A 19702-nucleotide genomic window follows, 5' to 3' on the forward strand; every position below is an offset into this window, starting at 1 on the left:
CGTTTGCATACCTGACTGTTTGACCCTCAAGCCACGAGGCACCTCATGATCCGCGAAGAATTCCTGCGTTTGGCCGCTGCCGGCTACAACCGCATTCCGCTTGCCTGCGAAACCCTGGCCGACTTCGACACGCCGCTGTCGATCTACCTGAAACTGGCCGACGAGCCCAACTCCTACTTGCTGGAGTCCGTACAGGGCGGCGAGAAGTGGGGCCGTTACTCAATCATCGGCCTGCCGTGCCGTACTGTGCTGCGGGTTCACGACCATCATGTCAGCGTGACCGTCGATGGCGTCGAGACCGAAAGCCACGACGTGGAAGACCCGCTGGCCTTCGTCGAAACCTTCAAGGCCCGCTACAACGTGCCAACCATCGCCGGCCTGCCGCGTTTCAACGGCGGTCTGGTGGGTTACTTCGGTTACGACTGTGTGCGTTATGTCGAGAAACGTCTGGGCAAATGCCCGAACCCCGATCCGCTGGGCGTGCCGGACATTCTGCTGATGGTCTCCGATGCTGTGGTGGTGTTCGACAACCTCGCGGGCAAGATGCACGCCATCGTGCTGGCCGATCCGGCGCAGGAAGATGCCTTCGAGCAAGGCCAGGCACGCCTGGAAGAGCTGCTGGAAAAACTCCGTCAGCCAATCACCCCGCGCCGTGGCCTGGACTTCAGCAAGCAACAATCGGCTGACCCGGTGTTCCGCTCCAGCTTCACCCAGGACGATTACGAAAAAGCGGTCGATACCATCAAGGAATACATCCTGGCCGGTGACTGCATGCAGGTCGTGCCGTCCCAGCGCATGTCGATCGACTTCAAGGCCGCGCCGATCGATCTGTACCGTGCGCTGCGCTGCTTCAACCCGACGCCTTACATGTACTTCTTCAACTTTGGCGACTTCCACGTCGTCGGCAGTTCGCCGGAAGTGCTGGTGCGGGTCGAAGACAACCTGATTACCGTGCGCCCGATTGCCGGCACCCGCCCACGCGGGACCAATGAAGAAGCTGATCTGGCGCTGGAAAAAGACCTGCTGTCGGACGACAAGGAAATCGCCGAACACTTGATGCTGATCGACCTCGGTCGCAACGACACCGGTCGCGTATCGGAAATTGGTTCGGTGAAGCTCACCGAGAAAATGGTCATCGAGCGTTATTCCAACGTGATGCACATCGTGTCCAACGTTACCGGGCAATTGAAAGCCGGGCTGACGGCGATGGATGCGCTGCGAGCGATTCTGCCGGCGGGCACCTTGTCCGGTGCGCCGAAGATTCGCGCGATGGAGATCATCGACGAACTGGAGCCGGTCAAGCGTGGCGTCTACGGCGGTGCGGTCGGCTACTTCGCCTGGAACGGCAACATGGACACCGCCATTGCGATCCGCACGGCGGTGATCAAGAACGGCGAACTGCATGTGCAGGCCGGTGGCGGCATCGTCGCCGACTCGGTGCCAGCGCTGGAATGGGAAGAAACCCTGAACAAGCGCCGCGCGATGTTCCGCGCCGTTGCCCTGGCCGAACAAACCCCGGACGCCTGATTTCACGCAAAATCCTGTGGGAGCGAGCTTGCTCGCGATGGGGCCATTACTGCCACATTGATGTTGTCTGACCCACCGCAATCGCGAGCAAGCTCGCTCCCACAAGGGTTACACCACCCTGAAAAAACGCGGCGCCTGTAAGGGCGCCGCGTTTTTTATTGCCTGCACATCAGAAGTCCAGCGCAACACCTACGTTGATGCCTTGTTGGGTGAAGTCGTCATCCTTGCGAATGTTGTAGCTGGCGCGCAATGCCAGGTCGCGGGTGAGGTTGTGGCTCACACCCAGGTTCAAGCGGCTGAGGTGGGATTGCGGGGTGTAGCCTTGCAGCGTGAACTGGTTGTTCGGCAGGCTGTTGAGGTTGATGCTCACATCCTGGGTATCGTCGTTGTACTCACGCTCGATTGCCGCTTCGCCGAACACCTGGGTTTGCGGGGTGATCTGGTATTTGCCCTGCAGGCCAGCGCCCAGGCGCCGGGAAATACGCTCCTGATCGGCGAAGGTCAGTGCCGTGGAATCGTTGCCGTCCTCAGAGTAACCGTCGACTTTCACCTTGGCGAAATCTGCACTGACAAACGGCGACAGGTGCCAAGGGCTGCTGGCTTGTTGTGCAATGTCGTAACCCAGGCGAGCGCTGAAGGCCTCGACGTAGCCACTGGTATCGCCTTTTTCGCCGCGCTCGTTGACGCCCAGCTGGAACTTACGCTTGAGGCTGTCGTAATCCAGATGCCCGGCCGTCAACGCTGCGTCAGCCCACACACGGTTTTGCTGATACTGGGCGAATGCCGTGCCCAGGTAAGTGTTGAGCTTGTAGTCGGAGTCGTTGCTGCCGGCTTCGAGTTTCTGGTTATAGAAACCGGCCACCAGACCGACACGCCAGGCATCATCGAGACGGTAGCTGCCACCGATGTTCAGGTTGGCTCCGTTGCCGTCGGCACTGACCGCGCTGTCCTGACCGTCAAAGTCCTGATGCTGTCCGCCGCCAGAAACAATGGCTCGCCATTGGCCGACGCCTTGCCAGTTTTCCCAATCGGCCAGCCACTGGTTGCGCAATTCATCCTGATGCGCGCGCACGGTGCCTTGGGCCATTTCCGGTAGTAATGTCAGCTCCCACGGCGCGGCCAGCAATGAATACGCGTAGTCGGCAATCAGGCGCTGCCCGGCTTCTGTGGGGTGCACAGAGTCGTTGTAGATCAGCTTGGTCGGGTCCGGCGTGGCGCTGTTGATGCCGTAGCGGGCGTTCTCGGTACAGCCGTTGCCGCTGAAGCAGGTGGCGATGAGGTTCTGGTCGGTGGCCAGGCCAAACTGCGCCGGGTTGGCGAACGTCTCTTTGAGCAGTACAGGAATGTTGAGCGGGATGACTTCGGCATTGATGTTCTGCAGTCGGCTTACCAGTTCAGTATTGAACTGGGCGCTGAGTTGGGATGTGAACGCTTGCAGCGGGGTGCCGTTGAACGCGGGGGTAAAGCCGATATCGGGCAGCAACCAGACCATGACGTATTTGGCGCCGGCGGTTTGCAGCGTCTGCACGCTGTCGGCCAGTCGGTCGGCGGCGGCACTGGCTTGGGGCAAACTGGTGACGCGACCTTGCAGGAAGTCGTTGCCGCCACCCGACAGGTAATACAGCGCATTCGGGTCGGCACGGAAGTTGTTCGATGGCAGATAACCCGCCCGGACGCGCTCGCCGGTGTCGGAGGTGGTGGCGATCGAGTCCAGGATCTGGTCGGTGCGGTAACCGCCGACGGCCCAGTTGTTGCCATCGGGCTGGCCGTTGCTGGCGCGCACGGCCGAATTGGATGATGCGGTCTGGTCCGATGAGAACCCCAGTTTCCCACCCAGTATCTGCGTGGAGTTGAGCGAGCGGACTTCGCCACTGCCATCCAGATACACCGGCCCCGTCCGGTTGGTAAAGCGCTGCGTCGCCCCGGCAGGCCCGCCGGTGTCGGCAAAGGTCCCGGCGTCGTTGAGGCTGTCCCCGAAGACCACGAAACTTGTATAAGGATTGGGTGCGGCGTTCGCCTGGGCGCATGCCATCGCGAGCAAGCATCCTGCGAGCGGTACAAACAACGACTGTTTGATCATGAGCAAGTCCGTTTATTTATTGTTGTAGTGAACGAAACGACAGTACCAAAAACTTTCGGCCTTTTGCCATCTGTCGCGAAGCCTTTGATAGTTTCGCGGGCAGTGGCCCCGGCGATATTGCACGCTCTGCCCAGCTAAGTTACTGTGCCGGGACGTACGAACGAGACCTTCCCCGTGTTGATCATCAGTAAACTCCTGGATCAAGTCATCAAGGCACACGCCCGCTGGCGTTGGCGCGCCTGAATTCTTTTGCCGGCCTCGCCGGACCTGTACCGCTTCGCCTTCTTTACCTGTTTGAAATGCCGCTTTGCTGGCGCTACCCCGGCACCTGACAAAGCGCAGCGCTCTGCGGGTAATCATTCGAAGGCCATCTTTAAAGTCAGTGAATTCAAGAGGTTTTTAACGCCATGTTGCTGATGATCGATAACTACGACTCCTTTACCTACAACGTTGTGCAGTACCTGGGCGAGCTCGGCTCCCAGGTCAAAGTCGTGCGCAACGATGAACTGACCATAGCTGAAATCGAAGCCCTCAACCCTGAGCGTATCGTTGTGTCCCCCGGTCCTTGCACCCCGACCGAAGCCGGCATCTCGATCGAAGCGATCAAGCATTTCGCCGGCAAACTGCCGATTCTTGGCGTCTGCCTTGGCCACCAATCCATCGGCCAGGCCTTTGGCGGTGATGTGGTGCGCGCCCGTCAAGTGATGCACGGTAAGACTAGCCCGGTATTTCACGAGGACAAGGGTGTGTTCGCAGGCCTGAACCGTCCGCTGACGGTCACGCGCTATCATTCATTGATCGTCAAGCGCGAAACCCTGCCCGATTGCCTCGAACTGACCGCCTGGACCCAGCTCGAAGACGGCTCGGTGGATGAGATCATGGGCCTGCGTCACAAGACCCTGAACATCGAGGGCGTGCAGTTCCACCCTGAGTCGATCCTCACCGAGCAGGGCCACGAACTGTTCGCCAACTTCCTCAAACAAACCGGCGGCACGCGCTAAGGACTTATCATGAACATCAAGACAGCCCTGGGCCGTATCGTCGATCACCTCGACCTCAGCACCGATGAAATGCGTGACGTGATGCGCGAAATCATGACCGGTCAATGCACCGACGCGCAGATTGGCGCGTTCATGATGGCCATGCGCATGAAGAGCGAAAGCATCGACGAAATCGTCGGTGCGGTGTCGGTGATGCGCGAACTGGCGGACAAGGTCGAACTCAAGACCCTCGACGGTGTAGTCGATGTGGTCGGCACTGGCGGCGACGGCGCCAATATCTTCAACGTGTCGACCGCTTCCGCTTTCGTGGTTTCGGCGGCCGGCTGTACGGTAGCCAAACACGGCAACCGTGCGGTGTCGGGCAAGAGCGGTAGCGCCGATCTGCTGGAGGCGGCCGGCATCTACCTGAACCTGACGTCGGTGCAAGTGGCGCGCTGCATTGACAACGTTGGTATTGGTTTCATGTTTGCCCAGACTCATCACTCTGCGATGAAATACGCCGCCAGTCCGCGTCGTGAACTGGGCTTGCGCACTTTGTTCAACATGCTCGGCCCGCTTACGAATCCGGCCGGTGTGAAGCATCAGGTGGTGGGCGTATTCACCCAGGCCTTGTGCCGGCCGCTGGCCGAGGTGTTGCAGCGCCTGGGCAGCAAGCACGTGCTGGTGGTGCATTCGAAGGACGGCCTGGATGAGTTCAGCCTGGCTGCGCCGACGTTTGTCGCTGAGCTGAAGGATGGCCAGATCACCGAATATTGGGTCGAGCCGGAAGACCTGGGCATGAAGAGCCAGAGCCTGCATGGCCTGGCGGTGGATAGCCCGGCGGCGTCCCTGGAGCTGATTCGCGATGCCCTGGGCAAGCGCAAAACCGAGAACGGTCAGAAAGCGGCCGAGATGATCATGCTCAATGCCGGTGCCGCACTGTATGCGGCCGACCATGCCAGCAGCCTGAAAGAAGGCGTTGCCTTGGCACACGATGCGCTGCACACCGGCCTCGCTCGAGAAAAGCTTGAGGAGCTGGGTGCATTTACCGCGGTATTCAAAGTGGAGAATGAAGGATGAGTGTACCGACGGTTCTGGAAAACATTCTGGCGCGCAAGGTCGAGGAAGTTGCCGAGCGTAGTGCTCGTGTCAGCCTCGCCGAGCTGGAAAGTCTGGCCAAGACGGCCGATGCACCCCGTGGTTTTGCCAAGGCCTTGCTGGCTCAGGCCAAGCTGAAGCAACCGGCCGTCATTGCCGAAATCAAGAAAGCTTCGCCGAGCAAAGGCGTGATCCGCGAGAACTTCATTCCCGCCGACATCGCCAGAAGCTATGAGAAGGGCGGCGCGACCTGCCTGTCGGTACTTACCGATATCGATTACTTCCAGGGCGCCGATGCCTATCTGCAGCAGGCCCGTGCGGCGTGCCGGTTGCCGGTGATCCGCAAGGACTTCATGATCGATCCGTATCAGATCGTCGAGGCCCGGGCCCTGGGGGCCGATTGCGTGCTGTTGATCGTTTCCGCACTGGACGACGTGAAAATGGCCGAACTGGCGGCCGTGGCCAAAAGCGTGAACCTTGACGTGCTGGTGGAAGTCCACGATGGCGATGAGCTGGAGCGGGCCCTGAAAACCCTCGACACTCCGCTGGTTGGCGTGAACAACCGCAACCTGCACACCTTCGATGTCAGCCTGGAAACCACCCTCGACCTGTTGCCGCGTATTCCGCGCGATCGTCTGGTCATCACCGAGAGCGGCATTCTCAACCGCGCCGATGTCGAGCTGATGGAAATCAGCGACGTCTACGCGTTCCTGGTCGGCGAAGCGTTCATGCGTGCCGAAAGCCCGGGTACCGAGTTGCAGCGTCTGTTCTTCCCTGAGCGCGGCGTTCCAGTCAGCGGTTCTACACTCGACTGATTACTCACAGACCGAGTCGCCCCTTTCGCGAGCAAGCCCGCTCCCACATTAGACCGCGATCAAATGTGGGAGCGGGCTTGCTCGCGAAGGGGCATTCGAATTCCCCGAAGATTTCAGCGTTGCGGAGCAGCTTATGACCCAGCCAACCCATCTGACCATCGAAGCCGGCCTGCAAGCCGAACAGGATCTGTTGGCCTCGGTCTGCGCCGGCGACGCGGAGTTCGGCCTGCTGTTCTGGCAACCGAGCGATTGGGCGTTGGTCATGCCGCGGCGCTTGAATCGTTTGCCGGGTTTCGAGGCTGCCTGTGAAGTGTCGGCGGCGGCAGGTTGGCCGGTGCTGCTGCGCGATACCGGCGGTGAGCCGGTTCCACAGTCCGCCACAACGATCAATATCGCCCTGGTTTACGCGCCACCACGCAGCGAAGGTGATTTGAACCGCATCGAAACCGGTTACCGGCGCCTGTGCGACCCCATTTGCCAGTTGCTGGATGAATTGGGTGGTTCGTCGTCCCTTGGCGAAATCGACGGTGCATTCTGTGATGGACGCTTCAACGTCAATCTTGATGGTCGCAAGATGGTCGGTACCGCCCAGCGCTGGCGCCAGAGTCAGGGCGGTCAGCGTCCGGTGGGGTTGGTGCACGGTGCGATGCTGATCGATAACGACCGAGCGTCGATGGTCGCCGCGGTCAATCACTTCAACGAAGCTTGCGGCCTGGAGCAACGAGTACGTGCCGAAAGCCACATCGCCTTGCATGAGAAGTTCACGGCACCCGATGCACTGGCGCGCCTCGACGAACTCTACCGGTTGATGCTGGCGCAGATGTTCAGCGGTTAGGTTTTCGAGCTTATCGCGTACCGAAAACCACCATGGTCTTGCCTTTGACGTCCACCAGGTTGCGTTCTTCCAGATCCTTGAGCACGCGACCGACCATCTCCCGGGAACAACCGACAATCCGCCCGATTTCCTGACGGGTCACCTTGATTTGCATGCCGTCGGGATGAGTCATGGCGTCTGGCTGTTTACACAGCTCCAGCAGGCAACGGGCGACTCGACCGGTCACATCGAAGAATGCCAGGTCACCGACCTTGCGCGTAGTGTTGCGCAGACGCTGTGCGATTTGTCCGCTGAGTACGTAAAGAATGTCCGGATCCTGCAGGGACAACTCTCGGAATTTCGCGTAGCTGATTTCCGCGACTTCGCATTCAACCTTGGCTCGCACCCAGGCGCTGCGCTCCTGTTCCAGGCCGGCCTGCTCAAACAGGCCCAGCTCGCCGAAAAAGTCCCCGGTGTTCAGGTAGGAAATGATCATTTCCCGGCCATCGTCATCTTCGATCAGGATGGTGACTGAGCCTTTGATGATGAAGAACAGCGTTTCCGAGCGGTCTCCGGCACAAATGATGTTGCTCTTGGCCTGATAGCGGCGGCGCTGGCAATGCATCAACAGCTTGTCGAGGTTCTTGATCTTGGGGTTGGGGGCAATCGCAACCATGGTTGTATCCCGAAAAGACAGCGCGGTGTGTCTGGTTTTTTTATGAATAGCGAAAGCTGGCTATGCGCCATCGAATTGGCGTCAGCTTAACAGACACTTCCTGCAACATTCGAGCATTTACCTACAAGGCCGTGGGATATGTCCTAGGACGTCGGGGGCTTCAATCACGGGGCCTGTGCTAAGCTGGCAACCCTTTTTTATACAGTGGAGTCTTGGCGATGAAGGCACGCATCCAATGGGCTGGCGAAGCCATGTTCCTCGGCGAATCCGGTAGCGGTCATGTCGTGGTCATGGACGGTCCGCCCGATGCCGGCGGACGTAACCTGGGTGTCCGGCCGATGGAAATGCTGCTGCTGGGTGTCGGCGGTTGCAGTAATTTCGATGTGGTCAGCATCCTCAAGAAGTCCCGCCAGGCGGTCGAAAGCTGTGAAGCTTTCCTGGAAGCCGAGCGTGCAACCGAAGATCCAAAGGTTTTCACCAAAATTCACATGCACTTCGTGGTCAAGGGCCGCGGGCTGAAAGAAGCCCAGGTCAAGCGCGCCATCGAATTGTCTGCCGAGAAATATTGCTCGGCGTCGATCATGCTCGGCGCGGCAGGCGTGGCAATCACCCATGACTACGAGATCATTGAGCTCGGTTGAGTCGACATTCAACTATCATAAAAGCAGTGCAGACTCTGGCGAACCCAAGCTGACGTCTGCATAATGCGCCACTTTTTTCAGGGTAGTGGCCCGTCAGCCGACAGGCCTCGCACCCGAACAGACAACCAAAATCGCCATCGCGAAGAGGTGTTAACCGTCCTACGCAGGTGCGTTGTTCGCATCTGACGGGCATGCTTGATCACGCGGCCGGGCCGCAAATACATAGAGAGTTTTTAACGGTGAAAAGCAAACTCAAGCTCCACGGGTTCAATAACCTGACAAAGACCTTGAGCTTCAACATCTATGACATCTGCTACGCGGAAACCCCGCAAGACCAGCAGGCTTACGTCGAGTACATCAATAAAGAGTACAACGCGAAACGCCTGACGCAGATCCTCACGGAAGTTGTCGATATCATTGGTGCCAACATCCTGAACATTGCCAGTCAGGACTATGAGCCGCAGGGCGCCAGCGTCACGATCCTGATCTCTGAAGAGCCGGTAACCCCGACCGACAGTCAGATCGAAGAGTCTCCGGGCCCGCTGCCTGAAATCATTCTGGCCCACCTCGACAAGAGCCACATCACGGTGCACACCTACCCGGAAATCCATCCGGTCAGCGGTATTGCAACCTTCCGTGTGGACATCGACGTGTCGACTTGCGGGGTCATTTCGCCGCTTAAAGCACTCAACTTCCTGATTCACCAGTTCGACTCGGACATCGTGACCGTGGACTACCGTGTGCGCGGCTTCACCCGTGACGTTGAAGGCAAAAAGCACTTCATCGACCATGAGATCAATTCGATCCAGAACTACCTTTCCGATGACACTTACGACGCGTACCAGATGACCGACGTGAACGTGTACCAGGAAAACCTGTTCCACACCAAGATGCTGCTGAAGAACTTCGAACTGGATAACTACCTGTTCGGCGATGCCACCAGCAACCTGTCCTCTGAGCAACGCGCCCAGGTGACCGAGCGGGTGAAACACGAAATGCTCGAAATCTTCTACGCACGCAACATGGCGTAAGGCTCTCGAACACAAAAAAAGGCGACTCCCTTGCGGTAGTCGCCTTTTTTATTGCTGTCAGTCAGGAAGGTCGAGTGATGCTGTTCGCGAGCAAGCCCGCTCCCACATTGGGCTGCCGCACACCGAACCATTGTGGGAGCGGGCTTGCCCGCGAAGGGGGCCTGTCAGCCGACCTGGAAATCAGATCCGGTAAGTGCTCTTGGTCATCACCTTGGCCATCAGACTCATCCCGAACTTCACCGGTGCCGGAAACCGGAACCCGCCAGCATCCAGAGCACTTTCGGCATGCTGTTCTTCATCGATGCGCATCTGCTCAAGAATCGCCCGGGACTTTTCATCCTCGGCCGGCAATTGCTCCAGGTGTTCGTTCAGGTGTTTGCACACCTGGTCTTCCGTTGCCGCGACGAACCCCAGGCTGACTTTGTCGCTGATCAGGCCGGCCACTGCACCAATCCCGAACGACATGCCGTAAAACAGCGGATTGAGGATGCTGGTGTGGCTACCCAGTTGCTGGATACGTTGTTCGCACCAGACCAGGTGATCGATTTCTTCTTCGGCGGCATGTTCCATCGCGGCACGCACTTGCGGCAGCTTGGCAGTCAGTGCCTGCCCTTGATACAGCGCCTGGGCGCAGACTTCGCCAGTGTGGTTAATGCGCATCAGGCCGGCAACGTGACGCGTGTCTTCGTCACTCATTTTCGCATCCGGCTGCACGATGGCTGGCGACGGACGGTACGGCTGGCCACTGAAGGGCAGCAGGGTGCGCATCGCGGCATCGGCTTGCAGCAGAAGTCGGTCAATCGGCGAGTAGTGACGTTGGGTAGTCATGCTGACCTCCGGGGGAATTTCGGCGGCCAGTTTAACCCAATCGGCCGGGGGAAGGATTGCGCTGGGTCATTGTGCTGCAGAGGCTGTGACAGTGTTGTGATGCCCTTGTGGGAGCGGGCTTGCTCGCGAAGTCGGAGTGTCAGTCAACAAAGATGTTGAAAGTGAGGCCCTCTTCGCGAGCAAGCCCGCTCCCACAAGGGGGGGAGTAATCAGCCCGGCGGCCAGTGCATCTGGCGCTGGCCCAACACGTGCATATGAATGTGGTAGACGGTTTGCCCGCCTTCTTCATTGCAGTTCATGACGACACGAAAGCCTTTTTCGCAGCCCAGTTCCAGTGCCAGGCGCTGGGCGGTGAACAGAATGTGCCCGGCCAATGCCTTGTCGTCCTCGGTCAGGTCGTTCAGGGTGCGAACCGGTTTCTTCGGGACCACCAGAAAATGTACCGGTGCCTGTGGGGCAATGTCGTGGAAGGCCAGTACCTGGTCGTCCTCGTAAATGATCTTCGCCGGGATTTCCCGGTTGATGATCTTGGTGAACAGAGTATCCACAGCTGTTTTCTCCGTTGTTTGGGCTGGCCTGAGTGTACTCATGGCGTATGCCAGCGCCCAGTCTTTTACCTTGAGTTGGATCAGCGCGGGCAGTAGGCCTTGTTGACCATGCCGGCGATGGTGCGAGTCAGCCAGCGCGAGCCGAGCCTTGGCAGGAAGGCGAACCAGCGGTTGCGCCGCCCCGGAATAATGATCGCTTTATTCTTTTCCAGTGCGCGCACGGTGTAGAGCGCCACTTCCTCGGGGCTCATCAGCAGTTTGCTGTTGGCCAGTTTGTCGCTGTCGAGTTGTGCGGTACGGAAAAATGCCGTGCGGGTCGGCCCGGGGCAGAGCACCGAAACCTTGATCGCACATTTTTTCAGCTCGACGCGCAACCCTTCGGAAAAGTGCAGCACATACGCCTTGCTGGCGTAATAGGTGCTCATCCACGGCCCCGGTTGAAACGCCGCCACCGAGGCCACATTCAGAATCTGCCCACCGCCTTGCAGGGCCATGCTGTTGCCGATGGCGTGGCACAGGCGGGTGAGGGCGAGGATGTTCACTTCGATCAGGTCTTGTTCGGTCATCCAGTCCTGGGCCAGAAACGGGCCGCATGTACCGATACCGGCGCAGTTGACCAGCAGATCGATCTGCCGGTCGCCTTCTTCCAGCTCCAGCAGGAATCCGGACAGGCGCAGCGGTTCGCCCAGGTCACAGGCACGGAACAACACTTCCACGCCGAACCTTTGGGTCAGTTCAATCGCAATACTTTCCAGCTGATCACGTTGTCGGGCCACCAGAATCAGGCTGCGGCCGCGCCGGGCCAGCGCTTCGGCCATTGCCAGGCCGATGCCGCTGGAGGCGCCAGTGATCAGAGCGTAACGGGTCATGCAGTTCTCCATCGCAACAGCTCCGCGCCGCGACGCAGGTGTCACGGGCCAGGAGCGCTGTTTATTCTTTCGCAGAGTCTACAGGGGGCTGGACCTCTTCGGCTGCATCGTCGACGGAATTTGGCACCGGTGCGACCTCGACGTCGATTTCATCGGTGGTGACCGAACTGCTTTCGTAGCTGCTCTGGGCGGCGCTTTTGTATTCTTCCCGTATCGCCGTGAGACCACCGGCCAGCGAGCCGAACAGAACCAGCGCGATAACGATCAGCCACAGCGAAGACAATACCTTGACCGCGGTACTGTTCGGCGGTGGCGGCGGGCCGTAGCGGTTGGCGGTGTCGTTGCCCGGCACAACCATGATCACGAACGGAAAGAAACTGCCAACGAACGGCACCAGGTTAAGCAGCCACAGCCAGCCGGACCAGCCGACATCGTGCAAGCGTTGAACAGTGATCTGGATGCTGACGAATACAAATCCGACGAACAGGATCAAGGCCAGCAAGCTGCCCAATATCAGGCCCGCGGTCGAATCCGCGCCGATGAAAGCCAGAGCGACCAAGGCAAACACCCCGCAAACGGCCAGGAGTACAGTTGACAGCACCAGCGTCCAGGCGAGGTAACGCAAGCGGCCGATACGGCCATCGAAACTGAATGGCTTGAGCGTGGCGAATTCCGCCGCGACTTCGCCGACCGGCGCGCGAGGCGGTGCGTAAGGGGATTGCGGATCTGCAAAAGACGCCTGGCCGCTGGCTGGAGCATGGTCATGAACGTCGGCGAGGTTCAGCTCGATCGGCGTTTCGGCTTCGATGCGGGCGTCGATACCGGTTTTGCTCAGCGCCTGGAGGTAGGTCTGGGCATCGGCTTGCGACAGGTTGCGTTTGAGCGCTACCGGACGCCCGGTGAACAGGCGCTCAATGGCCGTGACATCGCTTTTGAACAACTCGGCGAGATTGAGCTTTGCCGTGGTGATGTCGACACCGGGCAGCAAGGAGCCCTCGAATACGATTTTGAAATGATTTTCACCCATGTCCGAGGCATCCTTGTCGCGAGAGGTTGAAAGGAAAATGTTGTGTCCGGGTGAGTGTAAGGCCAGCCGGGCAAGACTGGCCAAGGTTTGCTGTCAGCTCGGCCAGCGTTTGGTCAACTGGGCAGCCTGCTCCAGAGCCTTGCGGTACTCCGCGTCGAGACGTGCAATCAACTGCTCGACACTCGGCAAGTCCTCGATTTCTCCCACGCCCTGGCCGGCAGACCAAACGGTTTTCCAGGCTTTGGCCTCATCGCTCACGGGTTTGAGCTTGGAACCGAAATTGATCTCACCCTTGCCTTGCAAGGCGGCCATGTCGAAACCGGCGGCTTCCAGACTCTGGCGCATGAAACTCGCGGGGACACCTGACACAGCTGGAGTATGGATGATGTCTGCGGCTTTGGATGTCAGCAGCATTTCTTTGTAGGCGTCAGGCGCGTGACTTTCGGTCGTGCCGATAAACCGAGTGCCAAAGTAGGCCAGATCCGCGCCGAGCAATTGCGCAGCAAGAATTTCATGCCCGTGGTTCAAGCAGCCGGCCAGCAACAGGGTCTTGTCGAAGAACTGGCGGATTTCGGCAATCAGCGAGAACGGGCTCCAGGTCCCGGCGTGTCCACCGGCGCCGGCAGCTACGGCGATCAAGCCATCCACGCCGGCTTCGGCCGCTTTCTCGGCATGACGACGTGTCGTCACATCATGGAACACCAGGCCGCCGTAGCTGTGCACCGCATCGACCAGTTCTTTCACGGCGCCGAGGCTGGTGATCACGATCGGTACTTTGTGTTCGACGCAGATCTGCAGATCTGCCTGTAAACGGGGATTGCTGTTATGCACGATCAGGTTCACGGCATAAGGTGCGGGGTTTTCCAGTGTCGCCAGCCCGGCTTCGATTTCTTCCAGCCAGGCCTTGAAGCCGCTGCTTTCGCGCTGGTTCAGCGCCGGGAAGCTGCCGACCACGCCCTGGCGACAACAGGCGAGTACCAATTGCGGATTGGAAATCAGGAACATCGGTGCTGCCACCACGGGCAGACGCAAACGTTGTTCGAGCAGAGCGGGCAGCGACATTGGAAGTACCCCGGTGAGTTGTGCCTGTTGGATTTAGAACGGCCGAACGACGACCAGAATTACGATTGCCAGCAATATCAGAACCGGAACCTCATTGAACCAGCGATAAAAGACATGGCTGCGGGTGTTTTCGCCACGGGCAAAACGTTTTACCTGCGCGCCGCACATGTGGTGGTAGGCGATCAGAATCACCACCAGCGTCAGCTTGGCGTGCATCCAGCCACCCTGAGTGAAGTAGGCGCCGGGGTTGAGGCTGATCAACCAGCCGCCGAAGATCAGCGTAGCGATCATTGCCGGGCCCATGATGCCGCGGTACAGCTTGCGCTCCATGATGCTGAAGCGTTCCTTGCTGACGGTGTCCTCGCTTTGGGCGTGATAGACGAACAGTCGCGGCAGGTAGAACAGGCCGGCAAACCAGCAAACGATACTGATGATGTGAAGCGCTTTGAGCCACAGATAAAGCATTTTTAGTTATTCCCCAATTCACGGTAGTCGGAATAGTAGAGGCTTGACGCTCCGCACGTCACCTTGGCGGTTGTCGCAGGGGCGCGCGCGCCCTATTATCGACGGCTTTCCAGTGGGTTCGTTGAGGGCAGGTTTATGGTCAAGGTCGGTATCGTCGGCGGCACGGGTTACACCGGTGTCGAACTGCTGCGTCTGTTGGCGCAGCATCCGCAAGCTGAAGTGGTTGTCATCACTTCCCGATCCGAGGCTGGCCTGGCCGTGGCCGATATGTACCCGAACCTGCGAGGCCACTACGACGGCCTGGCGTTCAGCGTTCCGGACATCAAGACCCTGGGCGCTTGCGATGTGGTGTTTTTCGCCACGCCACACGGTGTTGCCCATGCCTTGGCGGGCGAATTGCTGGCGGCCGGGACCAAGGTCATCGACCTGTCGGCCGATTTCCGTCTGCAAGACGCGGATGAATGGGCCAAATGGTACGGCCAGCCGCACGGCGCGCCGGAACTGCTGGACGAAGCAGTCTACGGTCTGCCGGAAGTCAATCGCGAGCAGATCAAGAAAGCACGCCTGATTGCCGTGCCAGGCTGCTATCCAACCGCAACGCAATTGGGTTTCCTGCCATTGCTCGAAGCCGGCCTGGCCGATGCTGCGCATTTGATTGCTGACTGCAAGTCCGGCGTCAGTGGTGCCGGTCGCGGTGCTTCCGTAGGCTCGCTGTACTCCGAAACGTCGGAAAGCATGAAGGCCTATGCCGTCAAAGGTCACCGTCACTTGCCGGAGATTCGCCAGGGGCTGCGTCGTGCAGCAGGCAAAGACGTCGGCCTGACCTTCGTTCCGCACCTGACGCCGATGATTCGTGGCATTCACTCCACGCTGTACGCAACCGTCGTTGATCGCTCGGTGGACCTGCAGGCGCTGTTTGAAAAGCGTTATGCCAATGAGCCGTTCGTCGATGTGATGCCGGCCGGCAGCCATCCTGAGACGCGTAGCGTGCGTGGTGCCAACGTTTGCCGTATCGCGGTGCATCGTCCGCAGGATGGTGATCTTGTGGTGGTGTTGTCGGTGATCGATAACCTGGTCAAAGGTGCTTCGGGCCAGGCAGTGCAGAACATGAACATCCTGTTCGGGCTGGATGAACGTCTGGGTCTTTCCCACGCCGGCATGCTGCCGTAAGGCTTATCGCGCACAGCCAAAAGGCCCGTTAGACGGGCCTTTTTGCATTCCGGGCTGGCGATTGGATTGGTTGATATACCATAACAATAGTTGACCGCTTTTCTAGGAGAAGCGGATAATGCGCGTCATCACGCAATATGACGGCGTAACGCCGGGAGATAGTCAGCATGAGCGTCGAATCCTTCACCCCCACGGCTTTGCAATTCACACACGGTGCCGCGCACAAGGTGAAGAGCCTGGTCGATGAAGAGGGGAATGATCGCTTGAAGCTGCGCGTATTCGTTACGGGCGGCGGTTGTTCAGGTTTTCAGTACGGCTTCACCTTCGATGAAGAAGTGGCCGATGACGACACCATCGTCGAGCGCGAAGGTGTGAGTCTGGTGGTCGATCCGATGAGCTTCCAGTACCTGGCAGGTGCCGAGGTGGACTACCAGGAAGGTCTGGAAGGTTCGCGTTTCGTCATCAAGAACCCGAATGCGACCACCACCTGTGGCTGCGGTTCTTCGTTCTCGATCTGATCAGCGCGCCTGTTTCACAGAACGCCGCACGGCCTCAGGGTCTTGCGGCGTTTTGCTGTCTGGAGGATTTATGCGGGGTAGATGGCGCCGAGTACACGCAAACCGCGGGCACCGGTAACGCTCGGACGGTTGGCTGCAATACCTTCGAGGCAGCAATGAGCCAGCCACGCGAAGGCCATGGCTTCGACCCAGTCGGGGTCTACACCGTAGGTGGCGGTGCTGCTGACGCTTGCATTTGGCAGCAGGCTGGCCAAGCGGTTCATCAAAGCAGTGTTGTGGGCGCCGCCGCCGCAGACCAGCAGTTCCTGCGTGTCTGACTGGGCGCTTTGCAGTGATTCGATGATGGTCAGCGCGGTCAGCTCAAGCAGCGTCGCCTGAACATCTTCGGCGGCGAAGGCTGGCAGTCGTGCCAGATGCTGTGTCAGCCATGGCAGGTTGAACACTTCCCGGCCGGTACTCTTCGGGCCTTTGGTCACAAAGAACGGATCACTGAGCAGTGCATTCAGCAGGACCGGTTCTACGTTGCCGCTGGCAGCCCATTGGCCGTCACGGTCAAAGTGGTCGCCGCGTTGCTGATGAATCCAGGCGTCCAGCAGCACGTTGCCCGGGCCACAGTCGAAACCGGCAACAGGCTTGCCGGGCTCGATAAGGCTGAGATTGCTGAAGCCGCCAACGTTCAGCACGGCGCGATTACCGATCCGTTCCTCAAACAAGGCTTCGTGAAAGGCGGGAACCAGTGGTGCACCTTGTCCGCCGGCAGCGACATCGCGGCTGCGGAAATCGCTGACCACGGTGATGCCAGTCAGCTCCGTCAGCAATGCCGGGTTGCCGATCTGCACGGTGAACCCGCGGGCCGGTTCGTGGCGGATGGTCTGGCCATGACTGCCAATCGCACGAATGTCTTCAGGCTTCAGTTGCTGCTGCGCGAGAAGGGCGTGAATCCCTTGGGCTGCCAGTTTCACCCAGTTCTGTTGGGCGATGGCGGAGCGGGCGATCTCGTCCGGGCCACTGGCGCACAAGCCAAGCAGCTCGGCGCGCAGGGAACCGGGCATCGGGATGTAGTGGGAGGCGATCAGCCTGATCGCCGGGGCTTGCTCGATCAGCGCGATGTCCAGGCCATCAAGGCTGGTCCCGGACATCACACCTATATAGAGCGCCATGACTTAACGCTTGCTCGAAGCCAGCAGAGTGGCTTTTTCCTGTTCCATGCGTGCCATCAACGGCTGGCTTTGGGCGAGGAAGCGTGTGCGTTCTGCCTTGGCAATCGGATCGGCCATTGGCAGTTTCTGGCCCAACGGGTCGACGTGCACGCCATTGACCTGGAACTCGTAGTGCAAGTGTGGACCAGTGGAGAGGCCGGTGGTGCCAATGTAGCCAATCACTTGGCCCTGTTTCACTGTGCCGCCAGTCTTCACGCCTTTGGCGAAGCCTTGCATGTGGCCGTAGAGCGTGGTGTAGGTATTGCCGTGCTGGATGATCACGGTGTTGCCGTAGCCGCCACGGCGACCCGCCAGCAGGACCTTGCCATCACCGGCAGCCTTGATCGGCGTACCACGCGGGGCGGCGTAGTCGACACCTTTGTGGGCGCGGATCTTGTTAAGGATCGGGTGTTTGCGGCCCATGGAAAATTTCGAACTGATACGGGCGAAGTCCACCGGTGTGCGGATGAACGCCTTGCGCATGCTGTTGCCGTCAGCAGTGTAGTAGCTGCTGTTGCCTTGTTTGTTGGTGTAGCGAACGGCGGTGTAGGTCTTGCCGCGGTTAGTGAAGCGCGCCGACAGGATCGGGCCATTTCCTACGGCTTTGCCGTTGACCACCTTTTGCTCGTAGATCACGTCGAACTCGTCGCCCTGGCGAATATCCTGGGCGAAATCCACGTCGTAGCCAAACACGCTGGCCATGTCCATGGTCAGGCTGTGAGACAGGCCAGCACGGGCCGCGGACTGCGATAGCGAGCTGTTGATCACTCCGTGAACGTAAGCGGAGCGCACGGTCGGTTTCGCGGTAGTGCGGTTAAACGTGTAGCCCTTGTCGTTCTTGGTCAGGCTGATGCTTTCGAGGTCGTTGAGCTTGCTGTGCAAGGTGGTCAACTGGCCGTCAGGGCTCAATTCGAATTCGAGTTTTTGCCCATGCTTGAGCTGGTTGAACTGCTTGGCCTGCTTGTCGCTGGCCAGCACGTCACGCACTGAAGTAGCCGGGAGGCCGACTTTCTCGAACAGTGTAGAGAGGGTGTCACCCTTGGTGACGATCACTTCCCTGTGGCTTGCCGGCTTCTTTTCTTCGACGACCGGCGCCGGTTCGGCTTGAGCGGTTTCCTGAGTGTCTTCAGCGCTGTTGTCGATTTGCGCGAAGGGGGAGGCTGCTGGTTCATTTGTGGCTTGAACGGCGTCAGCAGCGTCTTGATCTTGTGTCAGTTGTTCAACAGGGCTTTCCAGTTCAAGACTCAGGGTCGTCTTTTTGGCTTCAACATCGCTGGAAGGGAATACCAGGAGCGCCAGGCTGAGAAGGGCGGCGATGCCACTTGCGGCAAGCAAGTGGGTTTTCGGGTAAAGCGGCGGCGCTTTAGACGATTCTGTGGTCATAAGTGGTTTTGACTTTGAAAAAGATGAATTGGAAAAGATGAATGACATGATGAAGATGAAATAACTGTATAAAATATAACCAAATCATCTCTGAAGCAAGTCCGCAGGCACTCTGTCTGTGGATTGGCGTCCGTGCGCCGGGCAAACCTTGTATTTGACGCGCGATCTTGTATGGTTGGTTCCCTTTGAATCTGAGCCTTGCGGGTCTGTTATGAAGTCGGTTGAAGAACAGCTAGCGCTGATCAAACGTGGTGCGGAAGAACTGTTGGTCGAGTCCGAGCTGATTGAAAAGCTCAAGCGTGGCCAGCCGCTACGTATTAAGGCGGGCTTCGATCCAACGGCTCCGGATCTGCACTTGGGTCACACCGTTCTTATTAATAAGCTGCGCCAGTTCCAGGAACTGGGGCATCAGGTGATTTTCCTGATTGGTGATTTCACCGGGATGATTGGTGATCCGAGCGGCAAGAGTGCTACGCGTCCACCGCTCACTCGCGAGCAGGTCCTCGAGAACGCCGAGACCTACAAGACGCAGGTCTTCAAGATTCTGGATCCGGCAAGAACCGAAGTGGCATTCAACTCCACATGGATGGATCAGATGGGGCCGGCCGACTTCATTCGCCTGACCTCGCAGTACACCGTGGCCCGCATGCTCGAGCGTGATGACTTCGACAAGCGCTATACAAGCAATCAGCCAATCGCCATTCATGAGTTCCTTTATCCGCTGGTTCAGGGATACGACTCGGTAGCTCTGCGCGCAGACGTCGAGCTCGGTGGTACCGATCAGAAGTTCAACCTGTTGATGGGGCGTGAGCTGCAGCGTGGTTATGGTCAGGAAGCTCAATGCATTTTGACCATGCCGCTGCTTGAGGGGCTGGATGGCGTGAAGAAGATGTCCAAGTCCTTGGGCAACTATGTTGGTATCCAGGAAGCGCCGGGTGTGATGTACAGCAAGCTGGTCTCCATTCCGGATG

General features: G+C 58.8%; 20 protein-coding genes (1 of these 20 running past the window's edge). 10 read left to right on the forward strand and 10 right to left on the reverse strand.

Translation table 11 applies throughout. From position 1 onward, the window contains the following. Positions 1-45: 45 nt before the first annotated feature. Positions 46-1527, forward strand: coding sequence for an anthranilate synthase component I (gene trpE, locus ABIA48_RS17490; protein WP_429490246.1), 1482 nt, complete (start codon positions 46-48; stop codon positions 1525-1527). Between the two features lie 169 nt (positions 1528-1696). On the opposite strand, the gene estP is transcribed toward trpE, so the two are convergent. After that, on the reverse strand, positions 1697-3607 hold the full coding sequence (gene estP / locus ABIA48_RS17495) for an esterase EstP (protein WP_429490247.1): 1911 nt from the start codon (positions 3605-3607) through the stop codon (positions 1697-1699). Between the two features lie 407 nt (positions 3608-4014). Here estP and ABIA48_RS17500 point away from each other — a divergent pair, with 407 nt between their 5' ends. The 4 genes from ABIA48_RS17500 (at position 4015) to ABIA48_RS17515 (ending at position 7335) form a co-directional block, all read left to right on the forward strand. Beyond that, positions 4015-4608: an aminodeoxychorismate/anthranilate synthase component II gene (locus tag ABIA48_RS17500; RefSeq protein ID WP_007980194.1), complete on the forward strand. Its 594-nt coding sequence runs from the start codon at positions 4015-4017 to the stop codon at positions 4606-4608. 9 nt (positions 4609-4617) lie between these two features. Further along, positions 4618-5667, forward strand: a complete 1050-nt coding sequence (gene trpD, locus ABIA48_RS17505) for an anthranilate phosphoribosyltransferase (protein WP_429490249.1) — start codon at positions 4618-4620, stop codon at positions 5665-5667. Further along, positions 5664-6500 carry an indole-3-glycerol phosphate synthase TrpC gene (gene trpC / locus ABIA48_RS17510; protein ID WP_429490251.1) on the forward strand — a complete coding sequence of 279 codons (837 nt, stop codon included), beginning with the start codon at positions 5664-5666 and terminating at the stop codon, positions 6498-6500. The genes trpD and trpC overlap by 4 nt, the downstream gene beginning before the upstream one ends. Before the next feature lie 133 nt (positions 6501-6633). After that, the gene (locus ABIA48_RS17515; RefSeq protein ID WP_429490253.1) at positions 6634-7335 is read left to right on the forward strand and encodes a lipoate--protein ligase family protein; all 702 of its coding nucleotides are present in this window, start codon (positions 6634-6636) and stop codon (positions 7333-7335) included. Positions 7336-7345: 10 nt separating this feature from the next. Here the strand turns inward: ABIA48_RS17515 and crp are convergent, their stop codons facing one another. Then, complete coding sequence (gene crp / locus ABIA48_RS17520) at positions 7346-7990, reverse strand: cAMP-activated global transcriptional regulator CRP (protein ID WP_007986014.1); 645 nt, start codon at positions 7988-7990, stop codon at positions 7346-7348. A gap of 218 nt (positions 7991-8208) precedes the next feature. Here crp and ABIA48_RS17525 point away from each other — a divergent pair, with 218 nt between their 5' ends. Together ABIA48_RS17525 and speD are read left to right on the forward strand one after the other, a co-directional pair. Then, on the forward strand, positions 8209-8631 hold the full coding sequence (locus tag ABIA48_RS17525; RefSeq protein WP_007941657.1) for an OsmC family protein: 423 nt from the start codon (positions 8209-8211) through the stop codon (positions 8629-8631). 239 nt (positions 8632-8870) lie between these two features. Beyond that, positions 8871-9662 carry an adenosylmethionine decarboxylase gene (speD, locus tag ABIA48_RS17530; protein WP_007986012.1) on the forward strand — a complete coding sequence of 264 codons (792 nt, stop codon included), beginning with the start codon at positions 8871-8873 and terminating at the stop codon, positions 9660-9662. A gap of 180 nt (positions 9663-9842) precedes the next feature. Here speD and coq7 read toward each other — a convergent pair whose 3' ends face one another. The 6 genes from coq7 to hemJ all read right to left on the reverse strand — a co-directional run bounded on the left by coq7 (position 9843) and on the right by hemJ (position 14461). Continuing rightward, a complete protein-coding gene (gene coq7, locus ABIA48_RS17535; RefSeq protein WP_033052055.1) occupies positions 9843-10490 on the reverse strand; it encodes a 2-polyprenyl-3-methyl-6-methoxy-1,4-benzoquinone monooxygenase in 648 nt (215 codons plus the stop codon). Positions 10491-10699: 209 nt separating this feature from the next. Continuing rightward, complete coding sequence (locus ABIA48_RS17540) at positions 10700-11038, reverse strand: histidine triad nucleotide-binding protein (protein WP_007986008.1); 339 nt, start codon at positions 11036-11038, stop codon at positions 10700-10702. 80 nt (positions 11039-11118) lie between these two features. Further along, the gene (locus tag ABIA48_RS17545; protein WP_108231607.1) at positions 11119-11907 is read right to left on the reverse strand and encodes an SDR family NAD(P)-dependent oxidoreductase; all 789 of its coding nucleotides are present in this window, start codon (positions 11905-11907) and stop codon (positions 11119-11121) included. Between the two features lie 61 nt (positions 11908-11968). Then, positions 11969-12934, reverse strand: coding sequence for a DUF805 domain-containing protein (locus tag ABIA48_RS17550; RefSeq protein WP_429490257.1), 966 nt, complete (start codon positions 12932-12934; stop codon positions 11969-11971). 93 nt (positions 12935-13027) lie between these two features. Then, positions 13028-13996 carry an NAD(P)H-dependent flavin oxidoreductase gene (locus ABIA48_RS17555; protein ID WP_429490259.1) on the reverse strand — a complete coding sequence of 323 codons (969 nt, stop codon included), beginning with the start codon at positions 13994-13996 and terminating at the stop codon, positions 13028-13030. 33 nt (positions 13997-14029) lie between these two features. Beyond that, a complete protein-coding gene (hemJ, locus tag ABIA48_RS17560; protein ID WP_429490261.1) occupies positions 14030-14461 on the reverse strand; it encodes a protoporphyrinogen oxidase HemJ in 432 nt (143 codons plus the stop codon). 135 nt (positions 14462-14596) lie between these two features. Here hemJ and argC point away from each other — a divergent pair, with 135 nt between their 5' ends. Both argC and erpA read left to right on the forward strand, forming a co-directional pair. Next, positions 14597-15631 (forward strand): N-acetyl-gamma-glutamyl-phosphate reductase, encoded by a 1035-nt coding sequence (gene argC / locus ABIA48_RS17565; protein ID WP_007980174.1) that lies wholly within the window; start codon positions 14597-14599, stop codon positions 15629-15631. Positions 15632-15798: 167 nt separating this feature from the next. Continuing rightward, complete coding sequence (gene erpA, locus ABIA48_RS17570; protein ID WP_007906865.1) at positions 15799-16149, forward strand: iron-sulfur cluster insertion protein ErpA; 351 nt, start codon at positions 15799-15801, stop codon at positions 16147-16149. 68 nt (positions 16150-16217) lie between these two features. Here erpA and ABIA48_RS17575 read toward each other — a convergent pair whose 3' ends face one another. Then, complete coding sequence (locus tag ABIA48_RS17575; protein WP_429490263.1) at positions 16218-17309, reverse strand: anhydro-N-acetylmuramic acid kinase; 1092 nt, start codon at positions 17307-17309, stop codon at positions 16218-16220. 3 nt (positions 17310-17312) lie between these two features. Next, on the reverse strand, positions 17313-18731 hold the full coding sequence (locus tag ABIA48_RS17580) for a peptidoglycan DD-metalloendopeptidase family protein (protein ID WP_429490265.1): 1419 nt from the start codon (positions 18729-18731) through the stop codon (positions 17313-17315). 211 nt (positions 18732-18942) lie between these two features. Between ABIA48_RS17580 and tyrS the strand changes: the two genes are divergently transcribed. Next, a protein-coding gene (gene tyrS, locus ABIA48_RS17585; RefSeq protein WP_429490266.1) for a tyrosine--tRNA ligase crosses the window boundary here: on the forward strand, positions 18943-19702 show its 5' portion. It continues 440 nt past the right edge of the window; the window shows 760 of its 1200 coding nt (coding positions 1-760); the start codon lies at positions 18943-18945; its stop codon lies beyond the right edge, outside the window.

It is taken from the genome of Pseudomonas sp. S30_BP2TU TE3576, from assembly GCF_050436025.1.
In the GTDB taxonomy this organism is placed as follows: Bacteria; Pseudomonadota; Gammaproteobacteria; order Pseudomonadales; family Pseudomonadaceae; genus Aquipseudomonas.